The sequence below is a fragment of the Marivirga lumbricoides genome (genome assembly GCF_014636295.1).
In the GTDB taxonomy this organism is placed as follows: Bacteria; Bacteroidota; Bacteroidia; order Cytophagales; family Cyclobacteriaceae; genus Marivirga; species Marivirga lumbricoides.
Genome location: NZ_BMEC01000020.1, coordinates 54,596 through 75,848 on the forward strand (window position 1 = coordinate 54,596; position 21,253 = coordinate 75,848).

Annotated in this window: 18 protein-coding genes; 9 read left to right on the forward strand and 9 right to left on the reverse strand. The window is 36.4% G+C overall.

All coding sequences use genetic code 11. The annotated features are described in order from the left end of the window. Nucleotides 1–21: 21 nt before the first annotated feature. From IEV85_RS23030 to IEV85_RS23040, 3 genes are read left to right on the forward strand one after another with little or no spacing between them, the layout of a single operon-like run. Complete coding sequence (locus tag IEV85_RS23030; RefSeq protein ID WP_188467629.1) at nucleotides 22–957, forward strand: T9SS type A sorting domain-containing protein; 936 nt, start codon at nucleotides 22–24, stop codon at nucleotides 955–957. A gap of 35 nt (nucleotides 958–992) precedes the next feature. Beyond that, nucleotides 993–1,505 carry a mycothiol transferase gene (locus tag IEV85_RS23035; protein ID WP_188467630.1) on the forward strand — a complete coding sequence of 171 codons (513 nt, stop codon included), beginning with the start codon at nucleotides 993–995 and terminating at the stop codon, nucleotides 1,503–1,505. After that, nucleotides 1,502–2,320, forward strand: coding sequence for a DUF4625 domain-containing protein (locus IEV85_RS23040; protein ID WP_188467631.1), 819 nt, complete (start codon nucleotides 1,502–1,504; stop codon nucleotides 2,318–2,320). Before IEV85_RS23035 ends, IEV85_RS23040 begins: the two co-directional genes overlap by 4 nt. Nucleotides 2,321–2,357: 37 nt before the next feature. Here the strand turns inward: IEV85_RS23040 and IEV85_RS23045 are convergent, their stop codons facing one another. Then, on the reverse strand, nucleotides 2,358–4,727 hold the full coding sequence (locus IEV85_RS23045) for a TonB-dependent receptor (RefSeq protein WP_188467632.1): 2,370 nt from the start codon (nucleotides 4,725–4,727) through the stop codon (nucleotides 2,358–2,360). A 529-nt stretch (nucleotides 4,728–5,256) separates the two neighbouring features. Here IEV85_RS23045 and IEV85_RS25265 point away from each other — a divergent pair. Together IEV85_RS25265 and IEV85_RS23055 are read left to right on the forward strand one after the other, a co-directional pair. Further along, the gene (locus IEV85_RS25265) at nucleotides 5,257–5,634 is read left to right on the forward strand and encodes a MerC domain-containing protein (RefSeq protein WP_425562911.1); all 378 of its coding nucleotides are present in this window, start codon (nucleotides 5,257–5,259) and stop codon (nucleotides 5,632–5,634) included. 113 nt (nucleotides 5,635–5,747) lie between these two features. Next, on the forward strand, nucleotides 5,748–6,173 hold the full coding sequence (locus tag IEV85_RS23055) for a Fur family transcriptional regulator (RefSeq protein ID WP_188467634.1): 426 nt from the start codon (nucleotides 5,748–5,750) through the stop codon (nucleotides 6,171–6,173). A gap of 106 nt (nucleotides 6,174–6,279) precedes the next feature. Here the strand turns inward: IEV85_RS23055 and IEV85_RS23060 are convergent, their stop codons facing one another. The 7 genes from IEV85_RS23060 to IEV85_RS23090 form a co-directional block, all read right to left on the reverse strand. After that, nucleotides 6,280–7,977: a PhoX family protein gene (locus IEV85_RS23060; RefSeq protein ID WP_188467635.1), complete on the reverse strand. Its 1,698-nt coding sequence runs from the start codon at nucleotides 7,975–7,977 to the stop codon at nucleotides 6,280–6,282. Further along, nucleotides 7,967–8,875: a glycerophosphodiester phosphodiesterase family protein gene (locus IEV85_RS23065; protein ID WP_188467636.1), complete on the reverse strand. Its 909-nt coding sequence runs from the start codon at nucleotides 8,873–8,875 to the stop codon at nucleotides 7,967–7,969. Before IEV85_RS23065 ends, IEV85_RS23060 begins: the two co-directional genes overlap by 11 nt. A 93-nt stretch (nucleotides 8,876–8,968) precedes the next feature. Further along, the gene (locus IEV85_RS23070) at nucleotides 8,969–9,940 is read right to left on the reverse strand and encodes a GTP-binding protein (protein WP_188467637.1); all 972 of its coding nucleotides are present in this window, start codon (nucleotides 9,938–9,940) and stop codon (nucleotides 8,969–8,971) included. A 12-nt stretch (nucleotides 9,941–9,952) separates the two neighbouring features. Continuing rightward, nucleotides 9,953–11,248, reverse strand: a complete 1,296-nt coding sequence (locus IEV85_RS23075; RefSeq protein ID WP_188467638.1) for a hypothetical protein — start codon at nucleotides 11,246–11,248, stop codon at nucleotides 9,953–9,955. Further along, the gene (locus IEV85_RS23080) at nucleotides 11,245–12,654 is read right to left on the reverse strand and encodes an ABC transporter permease (protein ID WP_188467639.1); all 1,410 of its coding nucleotides are present in this window, start codon (nucleotides 12,652–12,654) and stop codon (nucleotides 11,245–11,247) included. The genes IEV85_RS23075 and IEV85_RS23080 overlap by 4 nt, the downstream gene beginning before the upstream one ends. Before the next feature lie 11 nt (nucleotides 12,655–12,665). Continuing rightward, entirely contained in the window at nucleotides 12,666–13,367 is a 702-nt protein-coding gene (locus IEV85_RS23085; protein WP_188467640.1) for an ABC transporter ATP-binding protein, read from the reverse strand. A gap of 380 nt (nucleotides 13,368–13,747) precedes the next feature. Next, a complete protein-coding gene (locus tag IEV85_RS23090) occupies nucleotides 13,748–16,303 on the reverse strand; it encodes a TonB-dependent receptor domain-containing protein (RefSeq protein WP_188467641.1) in 2,556 nt (851 codons plus the stop codon). A 384-nt stretch (nucleotides 16,304–16,687) separates the two neighbouring features. Here IEV85_RS23090 and IEV85_RS23095 point away from each other — a divergent pair, with 384 nt between their 5' ends. Next, complete coding sequence (locus tag IEV85_RS23095; RefSeq protein WP_188467642.1) at nucleotides 16,688–16,858, forward strand: hypothetical protein; 171 nt, start codon at nucleotides 16,688–16,690, stop codon at nucleotides 16,856–16,858. Between the two features lie 117 nt (nucleotides 16,859–16,975). Here IEV85_RS23095 and IEV85_RS23100 read toward each other — a convergent pair whose 3' ends face one another. Continuing rightward, nucleotides 16,976–17,635, reverse strand: a complete 660-nt coding sequence (locus IEV85_RS23100) for a metal-dependent transcriptional regulator (protein ID WP_188467643.1) — start codon at nucleotides 17,633–17,635, stop codon at nucleotides 16,976–16,978. A gap of 95 nt (nucleotides 17,636–17,730) precedes the next feature. Here IEV85_RS23100 and IEV85_RS23105 point away from each other — a divergent pair, with 95 nt between their 5' ends. The 3 genes from IEV85_RS23105 to IEV85_RS23115 all read left to right on the forward strand — a co-directional run bounded on the left by IEV85_RS23105 (nucleotide 17,731) and on the right by IEV85_RS23115 (nucleotide 21,176). Next, nucleotides 17,731–20,022, forward strand: coding sequence for a TonB-dependent receptor (locus tag IEV85_RS23105; protein ID WP_188467644.1), 2,292 nt, complete (start codon nucleotides 17,731–17,733; stop codon nucleotides 20,020–20,022). 6 nt (nucleotides 20,023–20,028) lie between these two features. After that, nucleotides 20,029–20,484, forward strand: a complete 456-nt coding sequence (locus tag IEV85_RS23110) for a thioredoxin family protein (RefSeq protein WP_188467645.1) — start codon at nucleotides 20,029–20,031, stop codon at nucleotides 20,482–20,484. Nucleotides 20,485–20,687: 203 nt separating this feature from the next. After that, nucleotides 20,688–21,176 carry a TetR/AcrR family transcriptional regulator gene (locus IEV85_RS23115; protein WP_188467646.1) on the forward strand — a complete coding sequence of 163 codons (489 nt, stop codon included), beginning with the start codon at nucleotides 20,688–20,690 and terminating at the stop codon, nucleotides 21,174–21,176. Nucleotides 21,177–21,253 lie beyond the last annotated feature (77 nt).

The window sequence follows — 21,253 nt, forward strand, 5'->3', positions numbered from 1 at the left end:
GACCAGGAAACTACTAATAATATGAAGCACATATATTTCTGTTTTTTTCTTCTAATCATTTCGTATGATGGGTTCACCCAAGAAGAGAGAGATACCTTGCGGAATCTACCGCAAGGTACTTCTTTAACCGCCTATACTTATGAAACTGGTTGGGGCTACTATACAGGCCATAGTAACTTGCTCAGGGAGGAATTTGCTGAGAAATATTACATTGATGGTGCGACTACTGTAGTGGGAGTGATAAGTCACCACACCGGGATAAATACCAATGATAATATCGCAGAATTTAATGTATACGAAGTTAGCACCAGTAAACTTCCAGGATCAATTTTAGGAACAAAAGAGGTGGCATATAAAGATATTGATTTATCTGGAGAATCTATGACCACCTTTTTTGATGAGCCAATAGGTGTTAAGGATTCGTTTTACGTGTCTTTTAATTTGAAAGACTATGCACATGGTGGCTATGCGGGTGACACAATTGCTGTTTTAAGTGGAGAAGATGGTTCAAGGACAGAAGAAGACCTTGCTTTATATGGTAGAAATGCCATCAGATACCATAACCATGGCACAAGGCTTTGGAGAGATTTTTACACTCAGAACTTTACACCTGTAGCAACTCATTTTGCTATATTTCCTATCGTTGAATTTAAGGATGGCCCTGTTACTGGAATAAAAGATAAATTGGTAAGCCATAATCAGCTTACACTGTATCCCCCTTTTCCTAATCCTGCTCTAAGTGAAGTTTCTGTCAGGTATTTTTTAACCAAGAAATCCAATGTTACAATAAACCTGCTATCTCTTAGTGGAGAAATACTTTATACTGATAATACAGGTAATTTGGTTTCAGGTGAGTATATACAGAAAATTGATACGAACAGTTTATCATCAGGTGTTTATATTGTAACTATACAATCAGGTATTACAAAATTAGCTGCGAGGGTAGTAGTAAACTGAAATTATTTGGCTATGGACAATGGATTTACCAAAGAATGATCAGGGTTATCAACGAAGTAAATGGTTTTGATCAACAAATTGGACATCTTGTAGCGATGATGAGTATTACACGCTCTGTCACCATACAAGAAGTAATGAAGCTGAGTGTAAAGCAATTGGATTTTAATGATAATAATAGATGGAATTCAATCGGCACTTTATTAAAACACATAGCTGCACTTGAAACATGGTATTATAACCTTACTTTTAATGGAAGAGACTTAAATAGTGCGGAAAGAATATTTTGGCAAGGTGCTCTACCAGGGGAGCTGGATTTAGGTTTAATAAAAGGTAATGATATTCATTACTATTTGGAATGTTTGCATAATATTAGGTCACAAACCATAAAGGAACTACAAAATAAAGAGGATGAGTGGTTGTATGTACAAAGCGTTTCCGGATCAAATAATTATTACAAATGGTTTCATGTAATGGAAGACGAAATAAGTCATAGAGGTCAGATAAAATGGATAAAAGCGAGGTTTCCTTCAAGTTTAGATGTCAAATGAGAAAGTATACAAAAAAAATTTACGTATTATTCATACTGTTTACTGCAGTAGGATATGGCTGTTCTGAAAATGATTCAATAGATAAAGGGCCGGATATAGAAAAACCTACTATAGTTATGGTAGATACCTCGCCTCAAGCGAAAGAGGGTCTGGTTTGTAATTCTACTGAGCAAAATATAATTTATGTTTCTACAGGCAACTCTGTTGTATTGAATTTACGCTTTACAGACAATCTTAACCTATCACAATACAAAATTGATGTTCATAATAATTTTGATTGTCACTCGCACAGCAGAATTTTAGGTTCTTCTTGGCAATTGTTAAAGATAGAGAATATTAATAGCAATGACCTTTCAATTAAAGAGGAGTTGCAAGTTCCTGAAGATGCTCTTGCAGGAGATTACCACTTACAAATTTTATGTCTTGATGAAGCCGGAAACGAGGCAGACCCATTAATTTATAGTATTAAAGTTGAAAATGCAATTGATAATGTACCTCCACAGATATCACTTTCTGAACCTTCTTCTGGCACAGTAAATATAACAAGGGGAGAAGAATTGAGTTTTTCAGGTAGTATAACTGATAATAATTCACTTTCCAATGGAAAAATTGAAATCACCTACAAGGATCCTAAAGGTACTGAGTTCTTCCCTATTCAGGAATTCTTTCCCGAAGAACAAGGTACAGAAGCTTCTTTTGATTTAAAATTAAAAATACCACCCTCTGCTACTACAGGTAAGCATATTTTTAGCGTAATAGGATACGATACATTCAACAATTCAAGTGCGAAAGTAATAGAGGTAGTATTTGAATGAATTTACCATCGTTTATTTGATTCAAAATAATTACCATTTATTTCTTACCTATTATTGTAAAAGGTAATTTCAATGTAATATTGAAATTACGTCCCTGTTCAGGGAGGTTTAGCAGACGGTATCTACTTAGATGGTTCATGTATTGCACATCAGCAAGATTCTGGACTGTAAAAATAAATTTCAAGGCTGTATTTTTAATATTAATGTCCCAACCAGTTGAAAAATTTAAAAGAGTATAGCCTGGAGTAGGTTTTTCATTTCTGTCAACTCGGTTTTGATCAGCAAAGTAGTGTGTTAAAATTCCAACAAACATATTGTTGAAATAAGTATATTTAAAAGGCAACTTATATTCAACTTCACCTAGAATAGAAAATGGCGGAGTAAATGGAAGTGCCAGATTATTATTCATATTATAATTCCATATGTATTCTAAACCAGTTTTGATGTGAAGAGCTTTTATAAAATGGTATTCAATAGTAGCTTCACCTCCGGCAAAAATGGCATTATCCTGAGTATATCGATAAACCTGGCCACCTTCTGGTAAGGTAGAGAATTGCGCGGTTGGGCTAAGATATATAAAGTGTTTAAAGTAGTTATAAAATGGAGTAAGACTGGCATGAAAACCTTCTGTATGATAGGTAAGATTTAAGTCCACCTGCCATCCTCTCTCGGTATTAAGAGTACTATCGCCATACTCATGTCTGAAAGTTCCGTGATGTATGCCATTAGAAGACAATTCAGGAGCACTGGGCATGCGGAAACTACTTCCTACATTAAGTTTTGCATTAAAGTGGTGATTAGGATAAAATGAAATACCTGTGGCACCTGAGAAGTTAGAAAAATTCCTTTTTACTTCCCCAGTTCTTTCATTATATCCACTAATTGTTTCGGGGTCGGAATAGATTGGATCTAAAAATCTCTCGATATCCCTCAAACCATTATCAACTCTTAGGCCACCGTTGATGGTTATAATTTTATTAAGGGCATATTCCTGATAAATGAATAAACCTGCATTTCCCGATTTAAAATCCGAAAGTAGGAATTCAAATCCACTTCTCTTGTTTTGTTGATATTGCCCCTGAAATCCGTAAATACTACTGAGTTTTTTATTGATTTGGTGGTGGTACTTTATGTTAGCAGAAATAGTTTGTAAAGTGAGTCCAAGTGCGAGCTGACCTTCCGGCCTGGGGCCTTTCCCATGGGCGTGAGGACTTGATTCTTCTCTACGATAGTTATTTTGATAACCGAGATCTACCTCTAGCCAATCTTTATTAACTAGAATATTAGCATTGGCAATTATTTTAAAATGATTCGTAACCTGCCTTGGAACATCAATATTTCTGCTATCACCATCACTGGTTAATTGGTATTCTCTGGGTATGCCTAAAGCACCAGTAAAGAAACCTGCTTTTTGATGAAAATTACTGATAGTAATCGAAACATGACCCCATTCTTTAGCTAAACCAAACATAGCTGACATATTCCGCTCATTTCCTGCAGTATTTTTCAACCTTTGATTGTAGATAGGCAAAACAAACCGATTGTAAGTAAAGCTGTCTGCAGGAACTTTATAGTCCGCAAAATCCTGTGTAGAAAACCTAAGGCGGAAAACTTTCCCATTTTTATTTCCTTCTATCATAGTAGAAGTTCCTACTAAATTATTGTTGCTTTTAAATGTTGATAGTATGTTCCCTCCCAAAGTGTTTTTAACTGGAAATGATGGTGCTAAAATATTAATCACCCCACCTAAACCATCGGAACCATACAAAAGAGAGGAAGGCCCTTTTATAATTTCAACCCTTTCCGGCTCGTACTGATCAATTTCCAATCCATGGTCAGCCCCCCACTGTTGCCCTTCTTGCTTTATACCTCTGTCATTTACTATTATTCTGTTAAAGCTAAGCCCACGAATTACTGGTTTTGCAATACCAACCCCCGTATTTATAGCATTAATCCCAGGTATGCGCTGTAGCGTGTTTACAAAAGTATTGCTATTGTTTTTATCGAGAAAATCTCTTTCAATCGTTTCAATAGTCATTGATTGTTCAGTTGGTCCTGATTTAAAAGGACTCGCCTCAACCCGCACTTCTTTTAACTCTAATGAGGAGGGCTTTAATAAAAAATCTATAATAAGATTGCTGTCACTAAGACTAACAGTCCTTGTTATTGCTTCATACCCTACACTTGTTACCTGAAGTTGATAAATTCCGTTTTTTAAATTGCTTATTTCGTAGTGTCCGTTTTCGTTAGCAATATCTCCAATATTAAGTTCCTTAATTTGAATTGTCGCTCCGATAAGTACTTCCTCAGATTTATTCTTAACTGTGCCTGAAATAGTATACCGTTGGTTTTGAGCATATACATGGAAGGATATAACAATGAACAAAATAATAAAACTATATTTCATAAATACCCTAAATCATCTGTGACTGGTGAGCTTAAACGCAATGAGATTGCTAATATAATAAAAATCCAGAAATTGGGGGTTCTAAATTGATTGTAAACTAATAAGCTTTTAATCTGGCTAGAAATGATAATCCACTTTACTCTTGCAGTAGCTTAAATAAATGGCTGAGAATATGATATATAAGTTCTAATCCTTAGCACCTGTTTTAAATGCATAAAAGATATACGTATCAAATTGATAATTAGCAAATTAGAATTGCTAAACAATTACTGCCGTATCCATCTTCCTGAACAGCGAAAATTAGCTGTTTTTAAAAAAAATCTGATTATGCTGATGTTTTGAATTTCTGATTGATAAGTAAAGGCTCAAGTGGAGAAAAAGATTCTTTTCAATACTTGGAAGTTGATAAGAAAGGATCATGATGTATTAAACGCAACTTTATTGCATAAGATACTCAAACAATTATATTTGCAACTATATTGCATTTATTATGATAACCCTTTTAAATAAAAAGTCAGATCAGTTAGGTATGATTAGTTCTACACTCTGTATTTTTCATTGTTTAATTACGTACTTAATATTAGCAGCGTATCCTGCTTTATTTAGCACCTCTAATCAAAGCTTTAGGTTATGGGGTTATGTGGATTTTTTGCTTTTAGGAGTTTCCTACCTTGCAGTGTTTAGAACCATACAACAATCTAATATTATATGGATAAAAATAAGTCTGCTAGTGACTATCGTACTCCTTACTTTCTTTATTATAAATGAGCGGTTCGGAGGTATTGAATTTCCAATAGATATGATGTATTTCCCTGCTCTTGCGATGATAATATTACATTTAGTCAATTTAAGAAAATGTAGATGTAAAGCAGGCTGTTGCGAAAAAATTCAAGTTTCTATGAAATGAAAAAGCATTTTAAACTATAGTAGAACCTCTATTCTGGAATCAAGGAGACTCACTTTATATTTTAGAACTACAAAATGAATTTTACACACTAGTTCAATCAAAACCATAAAATTATGAATAAGCAGAGCGCCACAGAAATTCTTAAAAAACATATGCAGCGGATTACTGAAAAACGAGTGGTGCTTTTGCAATTTTTGATGAAGCATTCCAAAGCTTATACACTCTCTGAGATAGAAAAGAACTTGTCAATTACAATGGATCGCGTAACAGTTTATCGCACGCTTCAAACTTTTGAAATAGCTGGGCTTATTACAAAACTGGTTGACCAGAGGGGTGTTTGCATGTATATGTTCAATTTTGAGAAACATGAGGGTTTGAGCATGCACCCTCATCTTCATTGTTCAGATTGCGATGAAATTGTTTGCCTGCCCTGCTTACCCATTGAATATTTAGAGAAGCTAAAAAACTATGAAATTGACGATATGTATTTTTTATTGAATGGAAAATGCAAGTCCTGTTCTAACAACGATGAAAACTAATCCCTTCATTTTTATATATCTTCTATGCACTTCAATAAAATGTAGAAGAGTTAATATACCCAATTTATAAAACTGTTGTCTTTTTTAAATTAGCATCCCTTTCTATTTACCCTTTTGATTGTTCAATTTGACTCAATTTATGCATTTTTTCAATCAATTTACCTGTAATAGCCACTACTGAAGGTTTAGGAATATTGTCATCATCAAATGGCCATTTACTGGTTGGTTTCTTTATATCAATTGTCTGTTCTCCCGGGTGTTGAACACTCAGAATAAGAGTTTTGCCATCAGGCGCAAACCATGGCCCCGTGAGCTCGGCATCTTTAGGAGCTGAAGCTACCCTGATCACTTTTCCAGCATCTTCGCCAAATCGGGGAATAACAAACAGGCTATTATTCTTAAATGCCATATAAGGCTTCCCCTCTTTATTCATTGCACTACCGGACATGTCAGATGTAAACCACATGTTTCCGGAAAAATCAAAGGCCAGATTATCAGGGCAGGAAAACCCACTTTCTTCACCACCAGCTTTATACGTTGAAGCGGTAAAAGTGAGAGAATCAAACTTACCAGCTGTTTCCTCAATCTTTAAAATTGAACCATGATGGTCATCTTTTTTTACATTATTAGTAAGCGCCACGAAAATATTCCCAGTGATAGGGTCAATCTCAATATCCTCTGGTCGGTTCAATTCAGTGGCTCCTAGCAATCTTGCTGCTTCCCTGGCCCGGATTAAAACCTCCGTTTGATCTTTAAATTTCTTTTTCAAAACAGGTTGTCTCTCCCAATCCAGCGGCAACCATTTGCCATTCACTGTATCAGCTACATACAAAGTTCCTTCTTTTAAAGACCCAGGTGTTGAGGAGATGAATTTATATAAATGCTCATTCATTTTATCATCACCAGAATAGGCTACCACACGTTTATCTTCAAGTTCGTACACTGTGCAACACTCATGAGCAAACCTGCCTAATGCTATGTGTTTTTGAGCAGAACCATCCTTTGGGTTTATTTCAACTACCCAGCCATAATGTTCAGGAGGGTAATTGTAAAAATGTTCCCACCCATAATTGCTTTCAACATGGGTTGGATTCTCATTTTCATCGTACTCAGTTTCTCCGAAGCAGCTGTCATAATTCTCCTCACAGGTAAGAAAAGTATTCCATGGAGTTATTCCTCCTGAGCAATTACTATTTGTGCCTTTAACAGTTAATTTATCTTTTATCGGTCTATCCCAATTAAGGCTTATAGGAGTTTGCGAGGTTATCCTACGATTGTGGGGATCATTTTCAACAACTTTCCATTTCCCGTTGACTTCTTTAATTCTTACAATGCTTCCTCCAACATTGTACATTTCTTTATCAACCTGATCTTTGGTTTTCTGGTTTTTAGGGTTCTCATACTTATTAAAATCAAAGTGAGAAACAAACAGAGGGTTAATATACTCATGATTTACCCAAAGAAGACCATCTTTTGGATTATTAGAATCAAGGGGTATAAAACACGTAAAATCATTATTAAAACCGAAATTATCCTTTTCAGAAATACGGTCTCCCCATTTTATAAGGACATGGTAATCTAATCCTTCTACTAATAATAAATCGTCTTTGTCCGAAGGATCAAGACCCTTTACCTTAAAATTGCGCAACATTTGCAAATAATCTTCCCCTTCTGTTTGAAAAGCTAAGGATGGAGTTGATATATTACCACTTTGAGCTAAAAAAGGTGGCAAAAAGGCCATCCCCAAACCAGCCTTTCCTAGGAAAGAAATGAACTCTCTGCGTTTTAATTTTTTAGTTTGCATGCTTTTGATATAAAATATTTGAGACTTCCAATGGTCTATCTGTAGCTATAATATTAGCACCATTGTTAACATAAGTGACATAAACAGCATCGTTCCTCTTTGCTTTCGCACTTTTATCAAGATTACCTAAAGTACCAAGGATAGCTGTGATTTCTAATTTCTGAAGCTTCTGATAATGATCCTTACCAGGCTCTTTTGTGCCAACGAAACCTAGCAATTGGGAAAATGGAATGCCTGACTTTCTGATTTGCTTCAAAGCGCCATCATCTCCGGCAGACACCGAGATAATTACATCTGGGTTAAGCGAATGAACTAGTTCTGCATCCTGAATGCGGTAGGTAATAATAGCCGCATAAGTTTCAGCTTCATATTTTTTAATTACTTTTAATACTTTATCATAAGGAACACCACGTTTTACGTCAAGTGTATAAAGTACTTTACCCTTGCCCCATGCCAGTGCCTGATCAAGTGTAGGTATCTGATAAGGAGTTTGTTTACCTTCGTTATCTACTAATTTAAATTTCAACAATTCACTTAATGTAAAATCTGACAAATTTCCACTTCCGGTTGTCGTTCTGTCTAAAGTTCTATCGTGCATTAATACCAGCATGCTATCACTAGTCATTGAAACATCGCACTCAATAATCAGTTTAGGAATTTGACCTGAAATATATTGAAACGTTTCAATGGCATTTTCAGGAAATCCAGGATATGGCCCACCTCTATGTGCACTAATAAGCGGTTGAGAATCATTTAGCCAAGCATTAAAAGTGGCTAAGCTGTCGTTTTGACTTTCAGCTTCAGAAGATTTACCCATCTCTTTCACTTTATTACTTGTTGGGTTATTACACCCTACCAGCCATAGAATGATTAAAGAGAAATAAAAGTATTTTTTCATAATGAATAACTGCGATTTAAGATTAAAATTTGAAAACTCTGAATTGAGACAGGTTAAGGATTGATTAAGAAATAGTTAGTATAATAATGAACATTAACCCTCCACCAAATGCCTGTTAAACATCTTCTCAAATCCTGCTTTCTTAAGTCCACGGCCAATAAAAACAAGTTTTCCTTCTCTATTATCAGCATCTTCCCAGGGGGTACCATCTGTGGCAATGAAGGTATTTCTAACAGATTGAAGAATTACTCGGTTGGGATAGCCCGGAATAGCAATAAATCCTTTAACCCGATATACCTGATGCCTATACAACTGAACAATCCGATTAAGATCTAACTGCAATTCATTAAGATCAAGGGGTTTATCAAAGGTGAGCGTGAAAGTAGTTATTTTATGACTATTATTGTCCCCATGCTCATGATGATGATGCTTTGCTCTTGCTGTTATAGGTTCAATGGAGATCGGTTTTATAACTCCCGTCTTTAGTATCTCATCTATCGGAAAAACCCCTTTTATTCCACTTATAACTTGAGCTTGAGGGTTTATATTGGACAGTTGAGTTTTTAAACTCTGCAAATATTGAGGAGTTACAGTATCTTGCTTATTTACCAACAATACATCTGCAGAAGCAATTTGCCTTAATGCTTCTGTAGTTTCGTTAAGCCAATCTTCCACCAACCCTGCATCAACCAGACAAACCACTTGTTCCATCTCAAAGTATTTCTCTACCAAAGGGTTAGTTAGGAATACTTCCACAATAGATGTGGGATCTGCTATACCGGTAGTCTCAATAATTAATCGGTCATACTGTTCTTTCTGTTTGTATGCCTCTTCTAAAATTTCCAAAAACCCATCGGCTAGCGAGCAACATAGACAGCCCGCGGATAATTCGACTATTTCTTCAACGCCATCCATAATCAAGGCTCCATCTACATTAGTAGCTCCACATTCATTTTCAATAACGAAAATTCGTTCTGGTAATCGCTCTTTTATAAAATGATTGAGAAACGTTGTTTTACCGGCACCTAGAAATCCTGTAATAATATGTACGGGTATTCTATTCATTATAGAACTCATTTATTTGATTTTTGACAATTCAATGGTATATTTTTCATATTGATGTTGATCCACTTTTACCTTATTCCAGGTATCCAATATTGTGCGTTTTATGTGTTTATCAACTAGTAACTGGATTTCATTTCTATAAATTTCATAATCCTGATAATGTGTTTCTGAAATACGATTTAATTTATTAGAAAAGTAAGTCAAAGGATTAAACCAATAAGTGGAAGAAATCATCTCATTTTTTTCATTACTTTCTGCTTTGATTGGAGCTAAACTATTTTTCATTAACTCATTAGATATAGCATAGTAATCCAAATTTTTAGATATAAAGCTTTGATCATCAGTTTTTGCCGTAACGCTAGATTTAAGTTCAGGAAACAAAACGAAAAGTTGTTTACGCAAGATGCTATCTTCCAGCTCATAGAGGTCATTCTTCATATCACGAACATCAATCATCCCCGTCATTAGGTTGACAGGCTTTCTTATACCAATGTATTGATGAACAGCAGCCGGAATAATGAAAACAAAAACTATCCAAATACTTATCATTGACAGCGTATTACCCATCACAGACTTTCCGAAATAAAGGATTACCAGATAGAGTAAAGTCCAAAACGAGAGATACAGAAATGAATAGAAAAGCATATTCCAGAAAGCCATACTGTCTGAAATTAAAACATCTGTCAATACTGCACCGTAAATTAAAAGGGCGATAATAAGCAGAATTAACAATACATAATAGAATAATGTTCTACCCAAAATCCAACTAAACAAAGAGCCTACCTGTATTCGAATTAAGGGTAAATACCCTCTTTCAACCTCTATGCTTTTAATGTCATAAACCAATATCAATAAAACTATTGGCAAAAGGAATAATACAACAAATGTAAAATCAAGCATACCCACTTGCAACCTCTCAGGATTTGCTATTTCATTGGTCATATCTTCATCATACGGACTGGCCCTGATGTTAACTCTTTTATAATAACCAAATTGCTCAGCTTGCCCAATGCTGTAAACCAATGCAGGCGAAGGTTTTTTATAGTGGTAAATATGGCTGAACCAGATGGCCAAATAGGGTTGGCTTAACCTGCCACCATCCGAGTCTTTGCTAAATGAAGCAAGATTGTCGACTCTTTCTTGCTGATTTTTTGCTTCTATTCTTTCTATCTCAGCAGATTGTTCCTCATAAAGGTTTTTACCATTATGTAAACCATATAAAGCAGCAAATAGAAATAAAATGATAGATATCCATTTAAAAGAACTATGCTTTAAATGATTCCATTCGTACAAAAAAATAGATCTCATGCGATTTTCATTTTATTTGAAGACAATGTGACAAACAAACAGGTAAGTATAACCCAGCACATTAAAATGATTAGGTCCAGCCTATACCTGAAAAAAACTTCATTAAATTTTAATGGCCTATAAGTAAAGTCCGGAATGGAGCTGTAAAAATCATTATCAGCTTGCCAATCCCAATTGCCTGTTTTAGAGCCTCCGTAAGCATGTTCATCATTTAATGTTTTGATCAAGTCTCGTCTATAATGCTCAGCTTGTAATAGAAATGCCTGGTGATGATAATTATCATTTGCTGCAAACCCCATACTTGTATTTTGTAAGGATATAAAAGGGTTAATTATTGCTGCCAATTGATAGGCACGTTTTTGTTTGGTTGTAATATCCCTTATAGCTCCAAAATGCTTGTCCCAAACCATATTTCCATACTCTTCATCAGCTTGCATTACTATACCATCAAAATTAATTGGAAGTGCTGATAGGCTATCTATATTATATTCAGATAGTATCTTCTCCTTCAGCGCTTTTGCACGTGCATCTTTAGGATCATGACCATTAATGCCCTCGGAACGATCTTCCTTCATCGCGGACTGAAATTCATCACGGCTGGGAAGTTCATACAGTTTTTCAATGGTACTCATCATGATGTTAGGTAAAAAAATAGACCACAGAATCCAAATACCTAGCATGGTTGTAAGAGCCGTTGTAGCATTCTGCCAAATAGCAGAGAAAAAAACAGTAAGCCTGGAAATAATAAAATAGTAAACAGAGTAGGACGTAAAGAAAAGGCTGAGGCGCTTAAAGGTATCAGTATTTATACTGTTAAAATTTATTAATACGTATAATGCAACTGTTAAAAATAAGAGTAGTAACCCAAATAGCCAAACTGAGAGTAACTTCGCCCATAAAATATTACTTTTTGAAGCACCTTGTAAGAGCAGAAACTTAAGCCTGCCTGATTCCTTTTCTGCACTAATACTGCGAAATGCAAGAAAAATTAATAACAGAGGTATGATAAACTGTAAGATTAAGGAACTTTTAAGCTTCCCAAATTTTGATACAAACTGCATCTGAGAAGCTTCAGAATGTGCAATTTCATTTTGTACATGGCCTTCAACACGTAGCACATTTCCTGTTGTGCCCCTTACCCCTTCATCGAGACTACTCAGCAAATTTGCTGGCTTAAATACATAGGTTCCATAGTGTGCTGCACTATGCGGATTCACAGCATCAAGACTCTCCCACTGCTCTCTAAGATGACTTTTTGCTGCCTTATAAGTTTCAGATTGAGTTTCTGTTTGCAGACTACCTAAGTAAATAGTGAGCAGTAATAAAATAATAAATCCAGCAGTAATTGCTTTAATTACCCTGTTTCTGAGCAAAAAAATTAATTCATTCTTGAGAATTCTCCACATAATTTTCCCCGTTAAGCTTGCATATAATCTAAATAAACCTTCTCCAGCTCATTGGCCGATACGGTTTCCGCTTTAAGTTCCCGTACCAATTCGCCTTTTTTTAGAATACCAATTCGGTCCGATATTTCCCTCACCCTAAACAAGTCGTGAGAAGCCATCAGTATTGTGGCTCCCTCTTTTGCTAATTGCTTTAACAGCATAGTCAATTCATTACTAGCAGCAGGGTCTAAACCACTGGCAGGCTCATCCAACAGCAACACTTTAGCCTCTTTTGCATAGGCAATAGCGATACCTACCTTTTGCCTCATTCCTTTAGAATACCCGGCCACTTTTTGTGTATGGGCACCGGATTGCAATCCACATTTCGTTAAAATTTCCTTTAAAGCTTGTTTTGATTTCTTTATCCCAGCGAGGCTGCAGAAATAGTCAAGGTTTTCTACTCCTGTGAGATAAGGATATAAACTCACATTCTCCGGGATGTAGGCTACTCGTTTGCTAATCGCTTTTCTGTCTTTAAAAGGCGATAAGCCATCGAGAGTAACCTCTCCTGAAGTAGGATTTAGAAAACCAAGAAGCAGATTAATTGTGGTGGTTTTTCCGGCTCCATTCGAACCTAGCAGTGCATAAATTTGACCTTGATCAATTTGCAGGGTTAAACCCTTTAGGGCAGTTCCGGATTTATATTGTTTGGTAACATTTGATAACTGTATCATATATTAATTTTAAAATATCGCTCCACAAAATGCTTATAGTATCATTCAGCTTCTGATTTATACTGAGCCGGGTTCCTCATTTCTCCGAAAGCTTTTTTCTAATTTCAGGTTATTAAAGTATAACGATGGCTTATTAAGCTGAAGCTCGAAGTTAAAATTAGATAATAAATTATTAAATGCAATAAGATTGCGTTTAATAATTATCGAAATAAGTTTTTATTAAAAAGAAGCTTATTCACACTTTTCCATAATACTCTGCTAAGCTATACCATCATCTGGTTATTCCTGTATCGCTTATTTTAGCTGTTATTTGTAATGTCAGAATAACAGGTTGACTCAAATAAGAAAAATTTAAAAATTTGTTTATGAGGATATGATACTTATAAACTATACCTCAGTGTAACTCCATAGGTCCTTGGGTCACCCAATACAGCAGCATAGTGGCCTGCGTTACCTCCGGCAGGAAGTAATTGTTCAAAGTAATTAGTACCCGCAAGGTTTCTACTCCACACATAAGCTGTTATTCCCTTTCGTGTTCTAAATCCCAAGCGTGCATTTATTAAGGAGTAGCCTTCAATATTCAGGTATGCGGATGGAGTGGGATTAGATGAAAAAGAAGATCTGTAAAAAAGATCTGAGCCTATAAAATATTCACCCTCCTGCCCTATCAGCTTATTTTTAATAAATGCTTCTAAACCACCGGAAAAGGCCCACTTTGAGATTCCCGGTAATTCTCCACCCGAAATATCTTTAAGTTCATTCCCTCCACTTCCTGTTTCCTCCAAAGGAACAGGGGCATTCGTAAATTCAACATAGTGACCATCAGTATAACTCACCGCAGTAGTAAACCTTAAATATTTTGGCATTGTATAATTTACTTCAAGTTCAGCTCCTGAGGTTCTTACCTGCTCTGCATTGGCCAGGTATCCCCTTATTACACTAATATCTGCAGATCGCACCGTAGTTTGGTAGTCGAAAATATCGGTATTGAATACAGTGAAGTTTAATGTGCTATTTTTTAGTGGCTGGGTTTTTATGCCTGCTTCCAAATGACTCACACGCTCCGGCTTAACAACTGCCAAGTCCAAAACAGGTTCATCGTTTTCCGTTGGAATGCCTCCCAGATTAAGTCCTACAGGTTTAAAACCATAGGAATAATTAGCATACATCATAAGCCTATGATTGGGAGAATATCTTACCCCCAACTGAGCCGAAATATTCCAATCGTCCACATCTTTCTGAAAAGCAAGTGGAGAAAAAACCTTGTTCTGTATTGCAATTAACTCAGGATCATTGGTTTGCAATCCACCGGAAACAGTGCGCTCAAAATCTACTTCTTTCTGGTCGTAATTTAGCCTGATGCCTGGGGTGACTATCACTTTGTCAGTTATCTTCACATCCAGTTGAGAAAATAAAGCTCCACTGAAATTGCTAAACTGCGGCTTATCCTCTTGCGTGAGCCCTTTCAGCAAACCCGGTGTTTCCCACAACGGATCCTCACTATCCCGCACAAAGCGCCATTGGTCGCTTCCGGCAACCTGAATATGTGCTCCATCAGGCACAAGTTTTTGATAAAATCCAAATAAGCCAATTGTTCCATTTAACCTTTTGCTTATTTCCCCTGAATAGCGAATTTCCTGCGACCATTGGTTATGAATTGAAGGCGCTTGTGATTTGTTGATGGCATCCAGACCTGTAAAGTCCCTGTCACTGGAAGGATTCCATTTCCAGTTGCGCCAGGCAGTAGTTGATGTAATAGTTCCGTTTCCTACTTCAAAATCTGCATTTAAAGAAACTCCTCCCATGTCCTGATCAGAGCGCCATGGGGTATTAGTATCTATCACTCTGTCAAATGGATCGCGACTTGGTAAGTCATAATCCAGATCGGCAATAATATTCTCAAATTGTCTGAAGTCAGCTCTTTGAGTAGGTGCTGTGCCTGCATATACCTGCGCGTAGCCATCCGGACGCTGCCGTGAATAATCTGCAGCAAGGGTGAGGGTGATTTTATCGGAAGGAAGAAAAAGCAATTGACCACGTACTCCTTGATTATTTAGGGTATTGGTATATGCTTCAGTTGCCTCATTATAAATGTTTCCATCCCTGTGCGTTCCTGTAAAAGATAAGCGCGCAGCCAATTTATCTTTTACTAAAGGACCTGAAACTGAACCTTTTGTTTGAATGAACCCATAATTACCAAAGGACTGTTCAAATATTCCTGTAGTGATGAAAGTAGGCTTTCGGCTGGTAATATTGAAAGTTCCTGCGGTAGTATTTTTCCCAAATAGGGTTCCCTGAGGACCCCTTAACACCTCAATTTGCTGAATATCTATAAAATCAAGGCTGGCAGCTGCAGGCCTTGCATAGTAAACACCATCAACATAAAAACCTACTCCGGGATCAATACCGTCATTAGTTAGCCCAAAAGTGGACCCAATACCACGAATGTTGAGTGTAGTATTACGTGGATTAGATGAATAAAGCTGTACAGAAGGAAGGAGCTCTTTAACCCTGTTCACATTAAAAGAAACAGCATTATCCAATTCCCGGGCACCAATAACCGATATGGGAATAGGAATCTCCTGCACTTCTTCATTTCTTCGCCTGGCTGTTACAGTCACCTCGTTTAATGACGAAGCCGCGGGATTTAAATAGATTTCAATTTGTCGGTTGCCTGTTAATTCAATTTCCTTTAACTCATACCCTACGTAACTTATTTTCATCGACATTGGAAATGAGCCAGTATAACTAAGGGAAAATGTGCCGTCAATATTGGTTACTGTACCATTGGTAGTTCCTTCCTGAAGAATTGTAGCCCCTATGAGGGCTTCATTGGTTATGGCATCAAATACTTTTCCTGAAATAGCATTTTGCGCCAAAGTATTTAAGTTCATACAAACCAATACTGCAATAAAGATTATTAATTTTTTTCTCATACACTTTTGATAATTTACTTACTTAATTCAATCCCTACCAAATCAGTAGGATATAAAGGCAAATATAGAAATTATTTTATCCCTACCAATTAAGTAGGATTTAAAATTATCAAAAACAGTTGCTGAGAATTTATTAAAGCGGTGAAGAAGGTAAGCTTAGTATAGAAGGTTCATTCTAATTGAACTCCATTGTAACACGTAGATATTTATCATAATCCACTTTATTACAGGGCTAATGACAACAAACAATACTTACTTATGTACAACTTACAATTTTATTCTGTCGTACAAAATAATAGCTATTATTGCTCCTTAATATTAAAAACAACAGGCTGTCAATTTATTGGGAAGCGATTTAAGAACTGTTACTAACTTTAAAATCTAATGAAAAAACTACAACTTTATCAACTGGCTCTTTTTATATTTTTATCTCTCTCATTAACAGGTTGCGATATTGTTGGGGGCATTTTTGAAGCGGGAGTATGGGTAGGTGTAATTGCTGTAATACTTGTTATTGTCCTTATTATATGGCTTATCAAGAAGATCATCAGTTAAAATCCTTTAGTGCCGCTAGTCACTAATTATTTTATAACATCTTTTTTTGCAGAAGTTAGCAGATGATTAAGAGCTGGTTTTCGTATAAGCTACAATGAACTATTCTTCAGTTCCAGTTCACCTAAGCTTTTCCACCATTAAGCTGTCGCAAACTTTTTTACTTAATACTTCTTTATCATGGTTGCTATAGGAAACAGTAATGCTTCCATCAAAGGCCTCTTTGGCTATTACTTTTAATTGAACCCCCAATGAAAGAGACCTGCTATTGAGGTATTCAAGAAAATTTTTATCCGAATTAGATAGGGCACTCAAAGTAACTATTTCTCCCATTTTACACTCGCTAAGCTTTATCAAATCCAACTGCTCGGTTTTACCATTTTTATCAGGTATTGGGGAACCATGCGGATCAAACTTCGGGAAGCCTAAAATTTCATCCATACGATCAAAAAATGCTTCAGAATTTACATGCTCTACCTGCTCTGCTATTTCATGCACACTTTCCCAACTAAACCCCATTTGCTCTACAAGGAACATCTCTGTTAACCGATGCTTACGGATAATCATTGATGCTACTTGTTTTCCCTTTGGAGTAATAGTGAGAGGTCGGTATTTTTCATATCTGAGCCAACCATGAGCATCCATTTTCTTCACCATACTATTAGCCGTGGGAATACTTACATTCAATGTAGAGCTTAATTCCGACACGCTGATTTTCCCTTCTTCATCTGAGAGCTTATACAAAGCTTTAAGATAATTTTCCTCTGTCTGAGAACCCATTTTATATTTTTTACAAAAATAGTAAAAATAGTTAAATGTTATTTGTTAGATCAATCTAACTTTATAAGTTTGTATTATCAATTAAAATATAAATTATGCGTCTAAAAAAATTATCAAGCAATCTTATATTGTTTCTTTTATTATTGTTCGGACATGCTATAATTGCCCAGCAGCAGGCGAAGATCATAGGAAAAGTTATTGGTAAAGATGGCACACCGCTGGAATTTGTGAATGTCGGCTTAGCAGGCACCTCTTTAGGAGATGTTACAAATGTGGAAGGTCAGTTTACTATTGATGGCGTTAATTTGGGCAATCATATTCTAATTGCTTCCATGATAGGTTTTGAAACGATTAAGAAAGAAGTAGTACTGAGCCCGAATTCATCTTTACTTACTCTCAACTTAGTAATGAATGAATCTGTTGAAGCAATGGGAGAAGTAGTAGTTTCAGGTACAATGAAAGAGGTTTCCAAATTGGAAAGTCCTGTGCCAGTTGAAGTGTACACTGCTAAATTTTTTAAAGCCAACCCCACTCCTTCTGTCTTTGAGTCTCTCCAGAATGTAAATGGTGTACGGCCCCAAATCAATTGTAATATCTGTAATACGGGTGATATTCATATCAACGGGCTTGAAGGCCCATATACCATGGTTTTGATTGATGGGATGCCTATTGTGAGCGGCCTTTCAACCGTTTATGGCCTTACCGGAATTCCACAGTCATTGATTGAACGCATGGAAGTAGTGAAAGGTCCGGCATCCACACTGTATGGATCGGAAGCTGTGGGTGGCTTAATCAATATTATCACTAAAAAGCCGACCAATGCTCCACTTATTTCTGCAGATGCTTTTGGCACTACCTGGGGAGAGGTAAACACTGATTTGGGTTTACGGTATCACCTTTCTGAAAAAACTCAGGGATTACTAGGTGTTAATTACTTTAATTATCAGAACCCCATTGACAATAACGATGACGGCTTTACTGACGTGACATTACAAAACAGAATTTCTGTGTTTAACAAGGTTGATATCAACCGGAAAGATAATAAAGCTTTTTCTTTAGCCGGAAGGTATGTTTATGAAGACCGATGGGGTGGTGAAATGAACTGGGAGAAAAAATACAGAGGGGGCAATGAAGTATATGGGGAAAGTATTTATACCAGCAGATGGGAAGCTTTTGGAATTTATCAACTTCCTGTGGAAGAAATAATTAATTTTCAGTTCAGTGCAAATGGCCATCAGCAAAATTCTGTATATGGAGCAACAAGCTATATAGCTGATCAATATATCGGTTTTGGTCAGTTGACCTGGAATAAACCTCTTGAAATGCACGATATTATGGTAGGCTTAGCCTACCGCTATACTTATTATGATGACAACACGCCTGCAACAGCGAATGAATCTGAAGATAATGCGCCTTCTATTATTCATTTGCCGGGAATATATGTGCAGGATAAAATCCAACTTAACAGCTTAAACAAGCTTTTGGTAGGAGCCCGATATGATCACAACAGCATTCATGGTAATATTTTTTCCCCCAGGATCAATTACAAATGGAACTCCGCGGACAAGAAGAATACAATCCGATTAAGCGCGGGAAATGGTTTTAGAGTGGCTAATGTTTTCACTGAAGATCATGCTGCACTTACTGGGGCAAGGGAAGTAGTATTTGAAGAGGAGCTTCAGCCGGAAGCCTCCTGGAACGTAAATCTTAATTTAGTAAAAAAGATGTATACTAATAATGGCTTATTTATAGGACTGGATGCCAGTGGTTTCTATACTTATTTCAGCAATGCTATTTTACCTGATTATGAAACTGACCCGAACAAAATCATTTACAGTAATCTGGATGGATATGCTGTTTCGAAAGGCATTTCTCTAAATATGGATTTCAACTGGACAAATGGCTTAAAGCTTATTGCGGGGGGCACACTAATGGACGTTTCAGTTACGGAAGATAAAGAAACCTACAGGCAATTGCTTACAGAGCGTTTTTCCGGAGTTTGGAGTGTCGGCTATACTTTTAAGCAAGTTGATTTGACAATAGATTATACCGGAAATTTATATGGACCAATGCGCCTACCCTTACTGGGAGATTTAGACGACAGACCTGAATATTCTGACTGGTATAGTTTACAAAACATTCAGTTCACAAAGGGCTTTGGCCAATGGGAAGTGTATGGAGGTGTTAAAAACCTGCTTAATTTCACCCCTCCTGCCAATAGTATTGCTCGTTCGTTTGATCCTTTTGATAAAGGAGTGGAGTTTGGTGCCGATGGTCAGGTAATTCCTACTCCCGGTAATCCGAATGCATTAACCTTCGATCCGTCTTATGTGTATGCGCCTAATCAGGGTATTCGTGGTTTTTTAGGAGTAAGATATACTTTATAGTAAGAGGTGAAATATTTAGTTATTATAATTTTCTGCATTCTAAGCACCTGCTTTACCACACAGGCACAATCTGTGAACTGGACTTCCTTTGAGCATTTAGGCGATAGTTTGAGGACGGAAAGAAAGCCATTACTGATTTTTATTCACACCGACTGGTGTAAATATTGCGAGATGCAGGAAAACCTCACTTTTGAGGATAACCCTTTGGCGGCTATACTCAACAAAGACTATTATTGTCTAAAAATAAATGCTGAATCCAAAGACAACATAAATTTCCTGGGACGTATTTACAAATTCAATGTCTCCGGGGGCTACCATCAGTTAGCTGAAATGCTCGGTAAAAATGAAGAGGGGCTGATATTTCCTGCCACAATAATTATAAACAAAGATTTACAGGTTGTAAATCGGCTTCAGGGCTTTCAGAAAGCGAAGAAGTTGATAGAAATAACTCAAAATAAGTAGCCTCAGTTATTTAGGCAACCCCCAACTTCATAGAGTTGATAGACCTAATAAATTACACACCACTCATCTACCGTTTAACTCCGTCTAACGAAAATTTTCAAAGTCCTTAAATAAATGTATCAACATTTACTTTTTCAACAAACCTTTTCTAACTAATTTCGTGGAGTGAATGAACGTTCAGTCATAAAGCTTAAGAGCGATTAATGGAAGAAATATCAGAGAAGAAGAAAGCGATTTTTGAGAGCGCATTAAAGCTAGTGCAGAAATGTGGCTTTCATGGTACACCTATGAGCATGATAGCCAAAAATGCAAATGTAGCAGCAGGTACTCTCTACCTTTATTTTGAAAGTAAAGATGAACTCTTAACTGCTCTCTTCAACTACAATAAAAAAAAGGTAGAAACTGCCGTTGATCAATACCTAAATGATGAAACTTCTTATAAAGAGCAATTTTTCAAAATATGGCTTCATCTTTACAAGTTTTATATTACTAATACTGAGGTCTTGAAATACTTCGAACAGTATATTAACTCCCCTTATAATGTAGAAAGAAACCCGCTCCACTTTAGAGGAAAATTATATGAGTTTCTGGATAAAGGAATTAAGAATAACCAGTTTTTTATGTCCAGGACAGAAATGTTAAGGATCAACCCGAAAAGTTGGGGAGTAGTAATTTCAAGCATAGATTCTTGAGAGTCTATAGAGGAAGAAAGCTACGTTTTTGACCCCTCTGAACTGAGCTCTAAAGGCTTTGATCTTTGCATTAAATG

Excerpts from the sequence above, each read along its gene's own strand:
- IEV85_RS23065 (WP_188467636.1), bottom strand. The coding sequence starts at position 8,875 with ATGAAAAAATACTTTTATTTCTCTTTAATCATTCTATGGCTGGTAGGG.
- IEV85_RS23040 (WP_188467631.1), top strand. The coding sequence starts at position 1,502 with ATGAGAAAGTATACAAAAAAAATTTACGTATTATTCATACTGTTTACT.
- IEV85_RS23100 (WP_188467643.1), bottom strand. The coding sequence starts at position 17,635 with ATGGGTTCTCAGACAGAGGAAAATTATCTTAAAGCTTTGTATAAGCTC.
- IEV85_RS23115 (WP_188467646.1), top strand. The coding sequence starts at position 20,688 with ATGGAAGAAATATCAGAGAAGAAGAAAGCGATTTTTGAGAGCGCATTA.
- IEV85_RS23075 (WP_188467638.1), bottom strand. The coding sequence starts at position 11,248 with ATGAGATCTATTTTTTTGTACGAATGGAATCATTTAAAGCATAGTTCT.
- IEV85_RS23045 (WP_188467632.1), bottom strand. The coding sequence starts at position 4,727 with ATGAAATATAGTTTTATTATTTTGTTCATTGTTATATCCTTCCATGTA.
- IEV85_RS23070 (WP_188467637.1), bottom strand. The coding sequence starts at position 9,940 with ATGAATAGAATACCCGTACATATTATTACAGGATTTCTAGGTGCCGGT.
- IEV85_RS25265 (WP_425562911.1), top strand. The coding sequence starts at position 5,257 with ATGATTAGTTCTACACTCTGTATTTTTCATTGTTTAATTACGTACTTA.
- IEV85_RS23090 (WP_188467641.1), bottom strand. The coding sequence starts at position 16,303 with ATGAGAAAAAAATTAATAATCTTTATTGCAGTATTGGTTTGTATGAAC.
- IEV85_RS23080 (WP_188467639.1), bottom strand. The coding sequence starts at position 12,654 with ATGTGGAGAATTCTCAAGAATGAATTAATTTTTTTGCTCAGAAACAGG.
- IEV85_RS23105 (WP_188467644.1), top strand. The coding sequence starts at position 17,731 with ATGCGTCTAAAAAAATTATCAAGCAATCTTATATTGTTTCTTTTATTA.
- IEV85_RS23060 (WP_188467635.1), bottom strand. The coding sequence starts at position 7,977 with ATGCAAACTAAAAAATTAAAACGCAGAGAGTTCATTTCTTTCCTAGGA.
- IEV85_RS23085 (WP_188467640.1), bottom strand. The coding sequence starts at position 13,367 with ATGATACAGTTATCAAATGTTACCAAACAATATAAATCCGGAACTGCC.
- IEV85_RS23030 (WP_188467629.1), top strand. The coding sequence starts at position 22 with ATGAAGCACATATATTTCTGTTTTTTTCTTCTAATCATTTCGTATGAT.
- IEV85_RS23055 (WP_188467634.1), top strand. The coding sequence starts at position 5,748 with ATGAATAAGCAGAGCGCCACAGAAATTCTTAAAAAACATATGCAGCGG.
- IEV85_RS23035 (WP_188467630.1), top strand. The coding sequence starts at position 993 with ATGATCAGGGTTATCAACGAAGTAAATGGTTTTGATCAACAAATTGGA.
- IEV85_RS23095 (WP_188467642.1), top strand. The coding sequence starts at position 16,688 with ATGAAAAAACTACAACTTTATCAACTGGCTCTTTTTATATTTTTATCT.